Source organism: Streptomyces sp. NPDC059861, from assembly GCF_042731435.1.
Classification (GTDB): domain Bacteria; phylum Actinomycetota; class Actinomycetes; order Streptomycetales; family Streptomycetaceae; genus Streptomyces.
In genome coordinates this window covers 110367-126395 of record NZ_JBHWJQ010000008.1, presented here as the reverse complement: position 1 = coordinate 126395, position 16029 = coordinate 110367, and the positions used below count along the sequence as shown (strand labels likewise).

The 16029-nt window shown below is 71.8% G+C and carries 15 protein-coding genes; 7 read left to right on the top strand and 8 right to left on the bottom strand.

Annotated features, from left to right (window positions below):
• Position 1 precedes the first annotated feature (1 nt).
• The gene (locus ACFV6X_RS09900) at positions 2-1843 is read left to right on the top strand and encodes an HEXXH motif domain-containing protein (protein WP_385380230.1); all 1842 of its coding nucleotides are present in this window, start codon (positions 2-4) and stop codon (positions 1841-1843) included.
• A 4-nt stretch (positions 1844-1847) separates the two neighbouring features.
• On the opposite strand, the gene fxsT is transcribed toward ACFV6X_RS09900, so the two are convergent.
• From fxsT to ACFV6X_RS09870, 6 genes are all read right to left on the bottom strand, one after another.
• A complete protein-coding gene (gene fxsT / locus ACFV6X_RS09895; RefSeq protein WP_385380227.1) occupies positions 1848-5798 on the bottom strand; it encodes an FxSxx-COOH system tetratricopeptide repeat protein in 3951 nt (1316 codons plus the stop codon).
• 207 nt (positions 5799-6005) lie between these two features.
• On the bottom strand, positions 6006-7502 hold the full coding sequence (locus tag ACFV6X_RS09890) for a hypothetical protein (protein WP_385380224.1): 1497 nt from the start codon (positions 7500-7502) through the stop codon (positions 6006-6008).
• Positions 7503-7666: 164 nt separating this feature from the next.
• Complete coding sequence (locus tag ACFV6X_RS09885; RefSeq protein WP_385380221.1) at positions 7667-7975, bottom strand: trypco2 family protein; 309 nt, start codon at positions 7973-7975, stop codon at positions 7667-7669.
• A 398-nt stretch (positions 7976-8373) separates the two neighbouring features.
• On the bottom strand, positions 8374-8577 hold the full coding sequence (locus tag ACFV6X_RS09880; protein WP_030736617.1) for a cold-shock protein: 204 nt from the start codon (positions 8575-8577) through the stop codon (positions 8374-8376).
• 127 nt (positions 8578-8704) lie between these two features.
• A complete protein-coding gene (locus ACFV6X_RS09875) occupies positions 8705-8974 on the bottom strand; it encodes a MerR family transcriptional regulator (protein ID WP_385380471.1) in 270 nt (89 codons plus the stop codon).
• Between the two features lie 178 nt (positions 8975-9152).
• The gene (locus tag ACFV6X_RS09870) at positions 9153-9767 is read right to left on the bottom strand and encodes a TerB family tellurite resistance protein (RefSeq protein WP_365451272.1); all 615 of its coding nucleotides are present in this window, start codon (positions 9765-9767) and stop codon (positions 9153-9155) included.
• Positions 9768-9993: 226 nt separating this feature from the next.
• On the opposite strand from ACFV6X_RS09870, the gene ACFV6X_RS09865 reads away from it, so the two are divergent.
• The 3 genes from ACFV6X_RS09865 (at position 9994) to ACFV6X_RS09855 (ending at position 12262) form a co-directional block, all read left to right on the top strand.
• Positions 9994-10206: a DUF4287 domain-containing protein gene (locus ACFV6X_RS09865; protein WP_385380216.1), complete on the top strand. Its 213-nt coding sequence runs from the start codon at positions 9994-9996 to the stop codon at positions 10204-10206.
• A gap of 104 nt (positions 10207-10310) precedes the next feature.
• Entirely contained in the window at positions 10311-11258 is a 948-nt protein-coding gene (locus ACFV6X_RS09860) for an ABC transporter ATP-binding protein (protein WP_385380213.1), read from the top strand.
• Positions 11255-12262 carry an ABC transporter gene (locus ACFV6X_RS09855; RefSeq protein ID WP_385380210.1) on the top strand — a complete coding sequence of 336 codons (1008 nt, stop codon included), beginning with the start codon at positions 11255-11257 and terminating at the stop codon, positions 12260-12262. Before ACFV6X_RS09860 ends, ACFV6X_RS09855 begins: the two co-directional genes overlap by 4 nt.
• A 22-nt stretch (positions 12263-12284) precedes the next feature.
• On the opposite strand, the gene ACFV6X_RS09850 is transcribed toward ACFV6X_RS09855, so the two are convergent.
• Together ACFV6X_RS09850 and ACFV6X_RS09845 are read right to left on the bottom strand one after the other, a co-directional pair.
• Positions 12285-13172: a hypothetical protein gene (locus ACFV6X_RS09850; protein WP_385380207.1), complete on the bottom strand. Its 888-nt coding sequence runs from the start codon at positions 13170-13172 to the stop codon at positions 12285-12287.
• Between the two features lie 9 nt (positions 13173-13181).
• Positions 13182-13472 carry a hypothetical protein gene (locus tag ACFV6X_RS09845; protein ID WP_385380203.1) on the bottom strand — a complete coding sequence of 97 codons (291 nt, stop codon included), beginning with the start codon at positions 13470-13472 and terminating at the stop codon, positions 13182-13184.
• A gap of 238 nt (positions 13473-13710) precedes the next feature.
• Here ACFV6X_RS09845 and ACFV6X_RS09840 point away from each other — a divergent pair, with 238 nt between their 5' ends.
• The 3 genes from ACFV6X_RS09840 (at position 13711) to ACFV6X_RS09830 (ending at position 16027) form a co-directional block, all read left to right on the top strand.
• Positions 13711-14217 carry a SigE family RNA polymerase sigma factor gene (locus ACFV6X_RS09840; protein WP_385380200.1) on the top strand — a complete coding sequence of 169 codons (507 nt, stop codon included), beginning with the start codon at positions 13711-13713 and terminating at the stop codon, positions 14215-14217.
• Positions 14218-14228: 11 nt separating this feature from the next.
• The gene (locus ACFV6X_RS09835; protein ID WP_385380197.1) at positions 14229-14690 is read left to right on the top strand and encodes a cellulase; all 462 of its coding nucleotides are present in this window, start codon (positions 14229-14231) and stop codon (positions 14688-14690) included.
• A gap of 80 nt (positions 14691-14770) precedes the next feature.
• Positions 14771-16027, top strand: a complete 1257-nt coding sequence (locus ACFV6X_RS09830) for a glycosyltransferase (protein WP_385380194.1) — start codon at positions 14771-14773, stop codon at positions 16025-16027.
• Positions 16028-16029 lie beyond the last annotated feature (2 nt).

The following is a 16029-nucleotide window of genomic DNA, read 5'->3' as shown; positions in this document are numbered from 1 at the left end:
CGTGGCCGCTGACGCCATGACGACGGGGGATCTTCTGCAGTTCCACCGGCTGTCGACGGCCGGCGCCGTGGCGCTCGCCCACGGTGACGGCGACGGCGCGGTCGTGACGGAACTGCTCGGCGCGGAGCGCAGCCGCCGCCTGCTGCTGCTACGGGCCCTGGACAACGCGCTCTCCCACGACGACGACATCCGCGTGTCGTACGCGCAGGCCTGGGCGCTTCTGGAACGGGCGCAGCGGCGGGCACCCGAGGCGTTCGAGGACGTCCTGATGTCCCCCAACACGGGTATGTGGGTCTCCCTGGCGGTACGTCGGCTGCGCGGACACGTCTATGAGGACGCCCCGCGGTGGGTGGCCATCGGTCACCTGGCGGCGCTGGCGGCGGCCGCGGGCGCGCGGGCCCAACTGAACTTCTCGATCAATGTCCCGGCGCGCCGCGGTCTGGTCCCGCTGCCGACCCTGGGCTGCGCCGTCCTGCCGGACGCCGAGCAGTGGGACTCCGCCCTGGTGACGGGACGCGCGGGCCGGCTGCGGATCACAGGGGCGCGCGGAGCGGTCGTCGAGGTCGCGCCCGGATGGGACCGGCGCGGCCCGGGCTGGCTCCCGGTGCGCAGGCTGACACTGGGATCCGGGCCGGACGCGAAGTCGCTCGTGCTGGAGGAACTGGACCCGTACCGGACGTTCCCCGCCCCGAGTGAGCCCCGGCTGCTGTCCGCGGCGGAGACGGCGACGTGGGAGTCGATGCTTGCCGACGCCTGGCACGTGCTCCTGCGCGACGATCCGGTCAGCGCCGACGCCATGCGCCACGGGCTGATGTCAGTGGCTCCCACCCCGACGAGAGAGAGGTTTCGACCGCACAGCAGCACGGCCGGCGACGCCTTCGGCGGGCTTACGGCCTCCCGCCCCGACGACGTACCCCAACTCGCCGCGACCCTGGTCCACGAGTTTCAACACACCAAGCTGGGCGGCCTCATGCACCTGGGCCCGCTGACCGAGCCGGCCCCCGACCCGCCGACCTCCACGTTCCTGTGCTACGCCCCCTGGCGCGACGATCCTCGCCCGCTGGGTGGATTGCTCCAGGGCATCTACGCCTTCCTCGGTGTGACCCGCTTCTGGCGCGCCCACCGGCACACCGCCGAGCCCTCGTACGCCCCGCTGGCCCACTTCGAGTTCGCGATGTGGCGCACCCAGGTGTGGTCCGTGCTGAACGAGGTCCGCGGACACCAGCAACTGACGCCGCTGGGGCGGTGGGTGCTGGACGGGCTGAGCGAGCGGTGCGCCGAGTGGATGACCGACGAAGTGCCCGCGTCTGAGCTGCGCCTGGCCCACGAGGTCGCCGGGGACCACCTGACCCGCTGGCGGGCGCACCACCTGCGCCCTCCTGCCGCTGCCGTTGAGGAGGCCGTACGCGACTGGCGACGCGGCGCGGCCCGGCCGTCGGCCGCCCTGGCCGCCGAACCCGCCGTCGTCCCCGACACCGAGGCCCGTCACCTGGACAGCGCTGCTGTCCTCGCCCGCTACCAGCTCAGCGATCCCGACGGGAGCTGGCAGCACACCGTGGCCGGGACCGTCCAGGGCATCGAGGCCCCCGACGTCCTGCTGATCCGTGGTCACCGCGAGGAGGCCCGCGCCGCCTACGCCGACCGGCTGTCCGGCAGGCAGGCACCCGTGGCGGCCTGGGCGGGCCTCGGCCGCGCGCTGTCCGGCGACCCGTCCCACGGGCCGGCCGCCCGCCTGCTCCTCGGCTTCCCGGAACGGGCCCGGGCCGTGCAGGACGCTCTCGTCGCGGCGACCGGCCGGGGCGCCGACCCCGTACGCCTGGCGGCGTGGCTGGGGCAGGACTAGGCCCTCACAGCGGCAGCGGATCGATGTCGCAGTTGGCGCGTCGGCCCTCGCGGAACTGGGTGGTCGCCGGGTGTGCGGTGCTCGACTCCACCTGAAGTCTGGGGGCGTCGAGAACGCGCTCCATGCTTGCCAGGGTGTCGGCGCGCAGGGCGGTGCCCTGCTCCTCCTCGCCGACGGAGACGAGGTCCGACGAAAGGTTGCCCGCGCAGACCAGCGTGGTGGGGTGGTCCTCCCCGAACGTGGTCCGGCACAGGGCCAGCGTGTCCTCGCCCCGGTGCCGGGCTTCCTCGTGAAGCCCCAGAGCGGCCAGGTCGCTGGCCAGGTTGATCGCGCAGATGAGGGCGAGCGGATGCCCGGCGCCGAGCCGGTCGGACAGCGAGCCCAGGGCCGTCTCGTCCAGGCGCCGCGCCTCCTCGGACCCGCCGAGCAGTCGCAGGGTGACGGCCAGGTCGACGTCGGCGGACAGGACGTGCGGATGGTGCGGGTCGTAGATCTGCCGGTAGCCCTCGCAGGCCTTGAGGCCTCGGGTGCGGGCCGCTTGGAGGTCGCCGTTCTGCCGCAGCGCCACCGACAGGGTCAGCGCGGCCGCCAGCGAGCGAGGGTGGGTGTCGCCGTAGCGGCGGGTGAACTGGGCGTGTGCCTCGGTGGCCAGCTCCAGCGAGCGCAGGTGGTCGCCTTCCTTGCGGCAGGCCTCGCTCAGCTGGCGCATCGCCTCGATCGTGGCCGGGTTGCCCTGCCCGAAGACGTCCCGGTAGGCGACCAGTACGGATTGGTGCAGGGCGCGGGCACCGATGTAGTCGCCGGTCTCGCGCACGTCGATGGCCACGTTGTTCTCGGTGGTCAGGGCCCGCTGGTCGTCCCGGCCGAACAGGCGCAGTTTCCGGTCGAGTGTGCGCCGGTCGAGCTCCAGGGCCTGGCGGAAGTCACCGACCAGGCGCAGGCTCACTCCGAGGTTGTGGGCGATGTTCAGCGTCGTCGGGTCGTCCTCGCCGAAAGCCCGGTGGGCGCGTTCGTAGGCGATTCTGTCGAGTTCGGCGCCGGTGGCGAAGCGGCCCTCGACGCGGCGTACCGCCGCTTCCAGCTGCAGCGCGTCGAGCGCGTCCTCGCGGATGTCCTCCTGGCCGGCCGGGGCGGTGCGGTCGTACACCTCCCTGAGGTGGGCCACCAGCCGGGCCGCGTCCTCGAACCGGCCCACCACCCAGTACATGAAGCACAGCCACTGCCCCATGAGCAGAGTCTGCTGGTCCTCCTCACCGAAGATGGCCGTCCAGGACTCCCAGGCCTGCTCGGAGAAGTCGAGTGAGACGTCGTGGTCGCCCCAGTAGTACAGGTACTCGGCGATGTTCCGCACCAGCTGACGGACCCACGGCTGGTCGGACTTGATCGCGTCGGAGGCGATGACATGGCTGTAGAGCTCCGCATATCGGGGCCAACTCGCGGGATTGGTGGGCGTTTTGGGGTCAGCGGCCGCGAGCAGGGTGTGGGCACCGTTGCGCATGCGGGACTGCTCCTCCGGGGTCATGCGGTTGTTCAGAACGAGCTGCACCAGGCGGTGCATCTCGATCGAGTTCGTGCGGTGGTCGATACGGGCGAGGGAGTAGCGGTTCACCTCCCTTATCGCCCGGGCGAGCCGCATCGGGTCGTTCAGTGCCGCGTCCAGCTCGGGGAAGATGCTGCTGTTGCCGAGGCCGGAGAAGATCGACCGGGAGATCGGGTCGGGCGCGAAGTAGGAGCACAGCTGGAGCAGCCGCAGCGCGGCCGGGCTGCGGGTCTCCAGATGGTCGAGGGAGACGTTCCAGGCGGCCGCGACCGGCAGTTGGTAGTCCGGCGGCGGAGCCACCTCCAGCAGCTCCATGCGCTTGTTCTCGAACAGCCGCAGATACTCCGAGGCGGGCATCCCGGTCTCCGCCCGCCAGGCCGCGGCCTGTTCCAGGGCCAGCGGCAGGTCGCCGAGCGCCTCGGCCAGCGCGTCGGCCTCACCGTCCCGCAGCGGCGGGCCGGAGCGGCGCAGCAGTTCCGTGCTCTCCTCGCGGGTGAACACGTCCACTTCGAGGGAGCCGCCGACCTGGCCCCAGCGCCGGTTGCGGGAGGTGACGAGGATGGTGCCGCTCCCGCCCTGCGGGAAGTAGTGGCGGACCTGCTCGGGGTTGTCGGCGTTGTCGAAGATCAGCAGCCAGCGGGCGTACGGCCGGCCCTCGCGCAGCGCCTCGCGCACCGCGGGCCCGGCGATGTTGGCCTCGGTGGTGGTCACCAGGCCGAGCCGCTGGGCCAGTTCCACCAGCGCCTGCCCGATCTGGCCGGGCCGCTCGGCGGGGATCCACCACACGATGTCGAACTCGGCCTGATGGCGGTAGGCGTACTCGATCGCCAGCTGGGTCTTGCCGACGCCGCCCATGCCGTGGATCGCCTCCGGCAGCACGGTCGTGGTGCCCTCGCGCAGCCGCTGGTCGAGCAGTTCGAGCAGCTCGGTGCGCCCGGTGAAGTTCGGGTTGCGCGGCGGCAGGTTCCCCCAGACCCGCGGCTGTGTCGTGCGGTCCCCCGTCTCCACGGTCCGCTGGGGTGATGTCGGCATCTGCGAGGCTCCTTCGGAGGGGGTCCGGGGGGTGGGGTCGGTGGCGTCGTCGGCCGACCGGGCCGCCGCCACCCGTCCCGGCACTCCGCGTGGTGATTTCTCCAGGCTGACCGCGTAACGCCGATCGTGCCAGCTCAGCACCCGCGCCAGCATGGCGGCACGCTGGTCGTAGCGGCCCGACAGGGCACGCAGGGCGGTCAGCTCCACCCGCAGGAAGGCGATGTTGCGGCTGCTGACATGCGGCATCGCCAGGGTGTCCAGCGGCTCGGTGGGAGGCGGCAGCAGGCTGCGGGCGATGTCGTCCGCGGCGAACAGGGCGCGCACCTCGCTCAGTACCCGGGCGGTGGCGCTGCGCCGCCCGAGCGCCAGTAACTCCTCGCGGATGTCGGGGGCGAAGGTGAACACCACGTCCGCCGGCCCCTCGTCGTGCTCCCAGGTGGGGCGTACCAGACCGCTGATCAGCAGCTCGGAGACATGGACCGGACCGGCGCCGGGGGTGGTGGCGACGATCCCGCGGATGACGGGCAGGCTCAGCGGCGCGGCGGCCAGCCGGGTCGCCAGGGTGAACCCGGTGGGGCTCGCGACGGCCCGGAAGTCGGAGACGCGTTCGGCGGCGGGCAGGGTGCTCAGCGGGTCGGGCAGCTCCTCCGCCCAGGGCAGCGCGCGGGCCGCGTCCGGCCTGCTCTTCCACTCGCGGGCCTGAATGGCGGACAGATCCAGCCATTCGGGCTCCGGCCCGGACACCAGCCGGGTGAGCGCCTCCGCCCACCGCCCGGTCAGCGCCAGCACGGGCACGACGACGGCGGTGCCCTCCCGGTCGGCGACCGCCTCGTCGGTGTCCCGGAGCCCGGCGGGGGGTTCGCGTTCCTCCCAGTCCCAGGCGCTGTTCGCGGCCCAGCCGTGCGGGGCCCGGATCCGCACCCGGTACACGTCCAGCCCCGTGCGGAACCACAGTTGCTGCGGCAGCAGATGCACCACGGCGACCGGGCAGCTCCGCCCCCAGCCGCGCAGCAGCGGCTGGACGGCGCCGAGCCGCCAGCCGGCCGCGAGGCCGTCGGTCAGCACCAGCACCACCCGGCGGGCGTTCTGCGGTGCCGGGCCGAGGGGTTCCTCCGGGCTGACCCGGGCCGGGTCGGTCTCGTCGGTGCCGAGCAGCCGTAACACCCGTACGCGGGAGAAGGCGCCCGCGCGTTCGAGTTCGTCGACCAGGTCGTCGCGGACCGTCTCGTGCCACACCCGCATCGTGGGGTGGGTGTCGATGACCAGGACCGCTTCCGTGGGTCGGGGCCCGCCCGGCTGCCCACCGAGCCGGCTCAGGACTTGAGCGGCCTCACGGCGTGCCCGCGCGGACTCTCCCGGTCGCTGGCCATCGTCATCATGCATGCGTGCCCTCAAGGCGTCGTAGTGACGATGAGCGGGTGGCGGAATCCCGCACACCCCCGGCATGCGTGACAGCCACGAGCAAAGCCTTGCAGCGGTTCCGCTCGTGAAGCAAGTGCGCACGGGGGCTCGCGGCGGGTGTACGCGAAAGCATGACGGAAGCACTGGGGCCGACCTGAAACACAGGCGGGCGGTTACGCGCACGCTCGTTCAATTCGGGTCACCCTTCGGCTCGCGGACGGGTGGACCGTGCACCTCCGGCCCGGCCGGCCGGTCACCCCGCGTACGGTCGGGCCCCGGGGGCACGGGTCTGCGTTCCGGGTCGTCGAGCAGGATCGCCAGATGGCGCCCCACGTGGTTGTCCCACCCCTCGGGCCCGACGGCCAGCGCTTCCTTGCGCCATCTTCCGGTCCGCTCCATCAGACCGGCCAGCCCGCGGTCCTGCACGATGTCGGCGACGGCCTCCTTGAAGGCCGGGTCGGCGCAGTCGCCGCGGTGCCAGATCATGGCCGGGACACCCGCCCTCAGACCGGCGAGATACGCCTGGCGGCTGGTGGGCGAGTCGGTGCCCGGCGGTTCACTCAGCACCAGGCAGACGGCGTGCTCGTCCTCCTTCAGCTCCCGCTCCAGATGGAAGTGGGAGTGGCCGGGCCGGTTCCAGTACGGGCGGGTGTCGGCGGGGCGCTCCTTGAAGTGCCGCCACTTGTTGTGCCAGGGGCGGTGCCAGGAGGCTCTGCGCAGCCGCTCGAAGCTGCGCACCAGGACGGCGTAGTCCATCACCAGCGGGGTCGGGGAGGACGAGTCGGACTCCTTGTGCCACCACTCGACGGGCTCGCCCAGCAGTTCCCACGGGAGGATGAACTCCAGCACCACCGGCTGGCGCAGATCCGACCAGCGTTCCTCCGTCTGCTCGATGAGCTGTTCGACCTCGGAGGGGAGTTCGTCGCGGTGCAGGTGCACGGTCTCACCGGGCACCGGATGCCAGCCCTCGGCGTCCGACTGCCGCCAGTGGGACAGGTAGTAGCGGTCGCGGTCCACGCCGTCCGGCTCGAACTGGATCATCAGATACGCCGGCATCAGCGAGGACGTCACCGGTTCGGCGACGGCGCCGCCGCGCTGCCACTCGGCCATCTTGTCCTCCAGGCCCCACGTGCGGGCCTGCCGGCGGTTCCAGCGGCGCAGCAGCTCGGCCGTGTCCACCTGACCGTCCTCGACCAGCTGGTCGGCGGCCAGGGACACGAACGCCATGCTCACCGGAAGTTCCTTCGCCGCCGAGTTGTCACCTGCCAGGCGCAGGAACACCGTCCAGCCCGTGTCGCACCAGGACGGCAGCTCCTGGGTGCGCGAGCGGCTCGCCCGGCGGGCCATCGCGGCCAGCGTGGACGCGGAGCGGATCTCCTGGAGCAGCGGCCGCAGCTGATGCAGATCGGCCCCGTCGAAGAAGTCGACGGCCTCCCACTCGTCCACCAGCCGGTGCAGTGCCGTCACGGTTGCCGACTGCTGCTCGACGTACGCCAGGCAGCGCACCAGGCACGGCATCCCGTCCGGGACGCCCGCGCACTTCTCCACCAGGCGCAGCAGCCAGGGCCGTAACGCCTCGCCGCGAGGCGGCTCCACCGGGGCGCCGAGTTCCTGGCCCAGCATGGTCACCAGCAGGTCCGCGCTGCTCGTGTGCCGCATGGTCGCCGACTCCTGAAGGACGTCCACGACATTCGCCACCAACTCGTTGCGAACCCGCGCAGGGCTGCGCCCTTCCACCCCCGTGACCTCCCGACCGCCACCAGTCCCGCCTGAGTTACCACTGACAGTGCCGACCAGCGTACGGCCAGTCGTCCCCCCACGTCAGGGGGTCGAAACGAGCGTCCTGCGGCTCACCGTTCCCCTTCCGCCTCATCACCCGTGATGAGCACGTCGTGATGCGTGCCGTCCGGTGCGACGAGCTTCGGCTGGAGGGTCAGGCAGATCCGGTGCGTCCGCGACGACTCGACCCGCGCCTCACCGCCCGCCTCCACCACCCAGAACCGCACCTTTCCCCCGGCCCCGCCGGTCCGCCCCACCGCGACGGTCGCCTCGATCTCGACCGGCCCCAGCTCGAACCGCACGGGCCCGTCGCCGCCACCGGCCAGCGCGGAGTTCAGCTCGTGCCTCAACTCCCGGATCATTTCGGCTAGTTCGACCATGCCGGGATCCTAGCGGGGCACCGGAGGCGAGGTGCCGCTTCCCGCCCGGTGCCCTCCGGCACCGCCCCGGCCGGCCCGCAGGGCCTCGACCGCTGGCCGAGGTGGCCGAGGTGGCCGATGCGGCGGAGGTGGCCGTGAGGGCTGTGGTGCCGTGGTCATCCATAGGTCACTGGATACGGGGGACGGCACGGGTCCCACAGCGTGATCAGGCGGCGACCACCGGAACGTGCGAGTGCCCCGGAGCGCCGACGGCGAGCGCGGTCCGCCTGAGCGGACATTTCACTTCCGTACGCCCGGCCGGTACGGCCACGGGTGCCGGCCGGAAGGTTTGCGGGCCGTTCGGGCAATGCGTCGGGGCCCGCACTCCGAAGAGTGCGGGCCCCGAACTGCAATACGCGTCAGGCGGGAACGATGTTCTCGGCCTGCGGGCCCTTCTGGCCCTGCGTAACGTCGAAGGTCACCTTCTGGCCTTCCTGAAGCTCGCGGAAGCCGGTGGTGGCGATGTTCGAGTAGTGAGCGAACACGTCAGCGCCGCCACCGTCCTGCTCGATAAAGCCGAAGCCCTTTTCCGCGTTGAACCACTTCACGGTGCCAGATGCCATATTCAATCTCCCTTAAAACGAGTGCTCGTATCAAGCTAGCACAGTCCTGGGTATACGGCCTGGGCGATTCTCTGCCCTCGCATTCTCTTTTTGGGTACAGAAATTCTGCACCCGCCGCGACAGATATTCAGCGGGCTTCGCGGTGATGTCCTTTTCCCTGGCCCCGCAGCTGCCGTCGGGCCTCCGCGAGCTGGTCCTCCAGGCTGATGATGCGGCAGGCGGCGTCGATCGGGGTGCCCTGGTCGACCAGATCCCGGGCGCGGGCGGCCATCCGGAGCTGATGGCGGGAGTAGCGGCGGTGGCCGCCCTCCGAGCGCAGGGGGGTGATCAGCCTGGCCTCGCCCAGGGCGCGCAGGAACGCCGGCGTCGTGTCGAGGACGGCGGCCGCCCGGCCCATGGTGTAGGCGGGGTAGTCGTCGTCGTCGAGGTTGTCGAGCGAGGGGGCGGGCTCATCGGGCACACGATCAGGGGGCACACAAAAACCCTAGCCTGAGCGAGGGGCGATATCTGCGTCGGCCGCAACAGAATCGCCCCTCACCGGTGGCCCGGCGTTCAGCAAAAGGGCCGGCGCGGGATCAGAGGCCGAACTCCTGGGGAGACAGGCCCAGCACCGAGCACGCCTCCCGCAGCACCTGCTCCTCGGCCGGCGCGATGTAGCCGTCGGCCCCGGCGATGACGAAACCGGTCTGGACGACCGCCCGGGCCTCCGCCGGCTTCTTCGCCGCCTTGGCGATCTCCTGCATGACCTGCGTCTTGCCCTGCGGGAAGTCGAACGACAGCTGGTCGACGTGCTTGCTGAACCGCTGCCGCAGCTGCTCCGGCGGGAAGTTCTGCAGGACGTCGTTGTTCAGGATCAGCGACTCCATCTGCTGCCGCTCGGTCGGGTCGACATGCCCGTCGGCCGCCGCGACCAGGGCGCACATGGCCATGCTGGCGTCCCGGTAGGCACCGCTCTTCAGCTCCGTCTTCAGGGACGTGAGCTGGGACTTGAGCGTGCTCACCAGCTGGGCGCGCGAGCCGCCGGAGGAGCCGGAACCCGGCCGGCCGTGACCGCCGGGAGCACCGAACCCGCCCTGGCCGCCGTGTCCGCCCTGCCCGCCGTGCCCACCCTGTGCGCCGGAGCCGCGCGCCCCCTGGGCCTGCTGCTGCAGGCTCTTGGCCTGGTCCTTGATCCGATCCCACATAGCCATCCCGTGCCACCTCGGCTTCAGCCGTGTCGTTCCGGTCGTCGGTGTGCGTTCGCACACGTCGTCGTGGCAACGCCTGCCCGTTCCCCGAAGTTCCATGGCGGCGCCCGGACGGCCCAAGGCGGAGTGACGCGGATCACCCCGCCGGAACGACCACTTGCCCGCCCTGCGCCGGTCATCACCGACGACGAACAACAGGGTTCCCCGAGCACAGAAGGACGTGACCGCCATGACCGCACCCGTGAAGGGCCCCGCCGCCTACTTCCCCTCGATCGAGAAGAAGTACGGCCGTCCCATAGCGGAGTGGAAGGACCTGATCCGCGCCTCGCCCCTGACGAAGCACATGGAGCTCGTCTCCTGGCTGAAGAACGAGCACGGACTGGGCCACGGCCACGCCAACGCGCTCGTGGCGCACACCCTCGCCGAGGACTCCGGCAGGTAGCCGCCCGGCGGGTCCGGTGCGGAGCGGCGGCGCGGGCGAAGGTGAACGGCGTTGACAGGAGCCCTCGCCGCCTCCCATCATCATTCCACTAATCAAGTAGTTAAATGGTGGTGGATGACGTGAGTGACGGTCAGTACGCCGGGGACACGGCGTTGGAGGCCTCCGGCGTGGGGGTGCGCTACCGACGGGGCTGGGCCCTGCGGGACTGCTCGTTCCGGCTGCCGGCCGGGCGGATCTGCGGGCTGGTCGGGCCCAACGGGGCGGGAAAGACCACGTTGATGGGCATCGCGGCGAACGTGCTGGAGCCGACCGAGGGCACGCTCCGGGTGTTCGGCGCGGCCCCGGAGTCGGCCGAGGCCGGCCGGCGTACGGCGTTCCTCGCCCAGGAGAAGCCGCTGTACCGCCGCTTCACGGTGGCCGAGATCCTGCGGATGGGCCGCGAGCTGAACCCCGGCTGGGACCAGCGGGCCGCCGAGGGCATCGTGCGCGCCGGGAACGTGCCGCTGCACGCCAAGGTGGGCACCCTCTCCGGCGGGCAGCGCACCCGCGTCGCCTTCGCGCTCGCCTTCGGCAAGCAGCCCGACCTGCTGCTCCTCGACGAGCCGATGTCCGACCTCGACCCGGTCGTACGGCACGAGCTCATGGGCACCCTCATGGCCGAGGCCGCCGAGCGCGGCACCACCGTGCTCATGTCCACCCACGTCCTGGCCGAGCTGGAGAACGTGTGCGACTACCTCGTCGTCATCGCCTCCGGCGCGGTGCGCCTCGCCGGTGACGTGGACGAACTGCTCGCCGTGCACACCCTGGTCACCGGCGTCCGCGAGGACGAGGGCCTGCCCGCCGGTCTCGCGCAGCACACCCTCGTCGAAGCCCGCACCACAGGACGGCAGTTCACCGCCCTCGTACGTGCCGACGGGCCGGTCACCGGCCCCTGGGAGGCGGCCGCCCCGACCATGGAGGAACTCCTGCTCGCCCACCTGCGCTCCGTCGACGCGCCCTCGCTGATCACCCCCACCGCGCAGGTGCACGGCTCCCGGGCGGTGGCCGCATGAGCACCCTCACCGGCACGCCGGTCGCCACCGACGCCCCCGCCTCCCGCCGCCCCCGCCTCTCCGGCATGACCTGGCTGGTCTGGCGCCAGCACCGGGCCGCGTACCTGACCCTGCTCGGCGCGAGCGTGCTCCTGCTGGCGTGGATCGTCTTCCAGCGCGACCGCATGATCGACTTCCTGACCGGCTACGGCTGGCCCGCGAACGGACTCGACGGCCTGGGCACGGAGTTCGCGCCGTACGCCGCCGCCTTCGGCCCCGTCTCCAGCGCGCTGGGCCTGATCCCCGTGGTGCTCGGCGTGTTCGTCGGCGCCCCGCTGCTCGCGGGCGACCTGGAGCACGGCACCGCCAAGCTGGTCGCCGCCCAGAGCGCGAGCCGCACCCGCTGGCTGGCCACCAAGCTGGGGCTGACCGCGCTGGTGCTCACGGTGAGCACGATCGCGCTGTCGGTCGCGTTCGGCTGGTGGTGGGCGCCGGTCAAGGGGCAGACCACGGTGCTGGACTGGACGAGCGGTGCCGCCTTCGACACCACCGGCCCGGTGCCCGTCGCCCTCACCCTCTTCACCGTCGTGTGCGGTGTGGCGATCGGCGTGGTGCTGCGCCGCACGCTGACGGCCATGGTGGTCACCTTCGGGTTCGCCGTCGCCGCCCAGCTCGTCTGGGGCGAACTGCGACTGGCGCTCGGCGACGTGATCACGGCCACCACGAACAAGGGAGTCCTCGCGGAGGACTCGTTCCCGGTCCTGCCGGACGCCGCCCACCAGATCGACCAGTCGTACCTCACCGGCGGCGGGGAGCTGCTCGGCTGGAGCACCTGTGTCGAGTCGGAGACGGAGCAGGCCCGCGAACTGTGCCTGAAGCAGGCCGACGTGGTCGGCTGGTCGGTGGACTATCTGCCGATGTCCCAGATGGCCGGCATGCAGTGGCTCGGCGCGGCGATCCTGTTCGCCCTGACCGCGGCCGTCGTGGCGTTCCTCTTCCTGTGGGGACGCAAGCGCCTCGTCTGACACCCGGGCCCGGGCAGGGCGCCTACCGGCGGGTGGCGCCCTGCTTCGGAATAAGCCGCGACGAGGAGTCCCGGTCGCGCGAGGTCCGGGAGGAACCGGGGGATCCCGAGATCTCCCGGCGGCCGTCCCGGGGCGCGGAACCGCGCGACTCCTCGGCGCCGGGCGAGGCGGCGGGCGGCCGCGAGCGGTGCCGGGGCAGCGAGCGCCGGGGCGGACGGGTCAGGGTGATCTGCCTTACGAGCTGCTGAAAGCAGGCAAGCGCCGCCAGCCCGGGCAGGGCAGCCGTCACGGTGTCGACGACCGTCCGGGGCGCCTGCGCCACACATAAAAGCATCGCCGCTGTCGAAAAAAGGAGAATCACACACCAGGAGTGCACTGCCCTGCGCTGATGGAGTGCGGCCCGCAGGACGGACAGCGAGGCCACCAGCCAGGGACCGTAGATCAACAGGGGCCACAAGGAAACAATGCCGTCGTGTGTTCGGGAAACGGAAAGGCGCAGCGGTTCGTAGACGGCCATTCCGCCGAAGAAACTCACGCTGCACGCGATGACCGCCGCCAACGCGGCGAGAAACCGGCTGACCGCGCGCAATGCGTTGCGGCCGACGCGCGCACGGGGCTTGCGGTGACCTTTCGGGGAATCCCTCAGCGGCGGCAGCTCGGCCGTGATCTCCTGGAGGTTTCCGAGCGGCGAGCCGGGGACGGGCTCGGTGACCGACGCGTCCGCCGGAGGGATGTAGGGGGGCTCCTCCGCCAGCGCGTCCTGGAGCATGAACGCCAGCTCCTCGGCGGGATCCCAGGCGGAGTCCGGGGGAACCAGGGGCTGCGGGTAGGCGTCGTCGGCCGGACCGCGGTGCCGGCCGGTGCCGTGGGTGCCATGGTCGCCATGAGTGCCATGGCTGTGGGTATACATGGCGCGTCGCTATTTCGCCGCTGTGAAGCCGGCCGAGCCCTGGGACCCGAGCCACCTTCGCGCAAGATCGTCTTCCAGTTCGGCCATGATGTCCAGGAAATTGCGGAGAATCGGCTCGGTGGCCCGGAGTGTGACCGGGGGACCGTCTTTGGTGAGTGTTCCGTTGACACTGGCCGAGCAGTGGGCCGGGGCCGGAATGTAAGTGTAGGGACCCAGCGTCACCGCATGTCCCGCAGCCTTGCCCCCTCGCTGCTGACTCGCCAACAGGCCGAAAAAACCGTCCCTGGTTGCCTTGGTCATATCCAAACTAACGGCACCCCATTCCGCCGGATGCGCAGCAAACGGGTGAAGGATTAAGGTAATAAAACGGTCGCTGCGAGTGAATTAAAGTGATGACTGGTCTTACATTCCGCGTCGCGGTCGAAGATCAGACTCCCTGTCGATGTGACCCGGATCACCGGCAACGCGTGCATAGGGGTGGGCCCGCCGACGTCTTTACTCCAGGTGTAGGCAACCGGCGGGAGCGGGGACAGTGCGGATGGAGCAGGCGGGGGCGGGTGAGTTCGACGAGTTCGTCACGGCCCGCTGGCCGGTGTTGCTGCATCTCGCCCGGCTGCTCGTCGGCGGCGACCGGCATCGCGCCGAGGATCTGGTGCAGGACTCGCTGGTCAGACTCTGGTTCGTCTGGCCGAAGATCGCCGAGGAGGCGCCGGAGGCCTACGTCCGCAAGGTGATGGTGCGGGCGGCGGCCCGCTCGGGCCGACGGCTGTGGTGGGGCGAACGCCCCGTCGAACGGCTGCCCGACGTGGCCGGGGCGGGCGACGTGTCCGCGGACGTGGCGGAGCGCTCCCGGCTGGAGGCCGCGCTGGCCCGGCTGACGCCCCGGCAGCGGGTGGCCGTGGTGCTGCGCTACTACCAGGACCTGCCCGAGCGGCAGGTGGCGGAGGCGCTCGGGTGCCCGCTGGGCACGGCCCGGTCCCATGCCGCGCGGGGAGTGGCGCGGCTGCGCCTGCTGCTGGCCGACGTCGTCGAGCCGGTGCGGTGAAGGAGAACCCCATGGACCACTTCGAGCGGCGGCTGGCGCGGATGATGCGGGAGAGCGAGGAGCACAGCCCCTTCGGGCCGCGGCACCGGCAACGCATCCGGGAGGGGGTGCGGGCCCGCCGCCGCGTCCGGGCCGCACAGCGCGCCGCCGGCTCCGTCCTGGCCGTCGCCGGACTCGCGGTCGGGCTGTTGCTGCTGCCGGGCGGCCCGGACCGGGCCGAGCCCGCCGGGCCCTCGCCACGGCCCGAGGTGAGCCCGGTGCCCACCAGCCCGGGGCCGACGCGGGCACCGGACGGGTCCGCCGGCGAGCCGTCCTCCCCGCCCACGCCCACATCGCCCGCGCTCCCGGGAGGGCCGATCGCCACGACGACGCCGCCGTACTCCACCTCCCACCCGCCGTCGGGCACACCGCACCCGACGAGCCGGTCCGAACCTCCCGGCGCGCCCACCTCGACGGCGCTCACCGGCCCATGACCCGCGACCACGACCCGCGGCCGCCCACACGCGCGTACCTACGGCATACCCTGCGCCCGAGCACCGACAAGGACGAACCAGTGACTGAACGAGGGACCGCCGCCGTGAAGGACGTACATCCGCTGCCCCGACGCACCCCGGTCCCCACCGATCACCCGGACCCCGTCCTGGACGTGGTCGTCCCGGTGTACAACGAGGAGACGGACCTGGAGCCGAGTGTGCGGCGGCTGCACGCGCACCTGAGCGAAACCTTTCCCTACGCGTTCCGGATCACCATCGCCGACAACGCCAGCACCGACCGCACGCCGGAGATCGCCGTCCGGCTGGCCGGTGAACTGGCCGAGGTCGAGGAGCTGCGGCTCGACGAGAAAGGGCGCGGCCGGGCCCTGCACGCCGCGTGGACCCGCTCGCCGGCTCCGGTGCTCGCCTACGTCGACGTGGACCTGTCCACGGAACTGGCCGCGCTGCTCCCGCTCGTCGCGCCGCTGATATCCGGGCACTCCGACATGGCCATAGGCACCCGGCTGGCCCGTGGCGCCCGCGTCGTACGCGGTCCCAAGCGGGAGTTCACCTCCCGCTGCTACAACGCCCTGCTGCGCTCGACCCTGGCCGTCGGCTTCTCCGACGCGCAGTGCGGCTTCAAGGCGGTACGGCGGGACGTGGCCGAACGGCTGCTGCCCCTGGTGCGGGACACCGGCTGGTTCTTCGACACCGAGATGCTGGTCATCGCCGAGCGGGCCGGGCTGCGCATCCACGAGGTGCCGGTCGACTGGGTGGACGACCCCGACAGCAGGGTCGACATCGTCGCCACGGCACTGGCCGACCTGCGCGGCATCGCCCGGATCGGCTCGGCGCTGGCGCGCGGCACGCTGCCGCCGGCCGAACTGCGGCGCAGCGACGGCGACGAGCCGTCGGGCGGACTGGTGATGCAGCTCGTGCGGTTCGCCACCGTGGGGGCGGTCAGCACCCTCGCCCATCTGCTGCTGTACTCGCTGCTGCGCCCGGTGGTGGGAGCCCAGGCCGCCAACGCGCTCGCGCTGCTGATCTGCGCCATCGGCAACACGGCCGCCAACCGCCGCCTCACCTTCGGCATCCGCGGCCCCGGCGGTGCGATGCGCCATCAGGCCAGGGGGCTGGTGGTGTTCCTGCTCGGGCTGACGCTCACCAGCGGCTCGCTCGCCCTTCTGCACCAGGCGGCGCCGTCGGCCGGGGCGCGCGTCGAACTCGCCGTGCTGATCGCCGCCAACCTGGCCGCGACACTGCTGCGCTTCCTGCTCTTCCGGGCGTGGGTGTTCGGTACCCGGCCCCGGCGGCGGGCGGAGCCCGGGGCCTCATGACC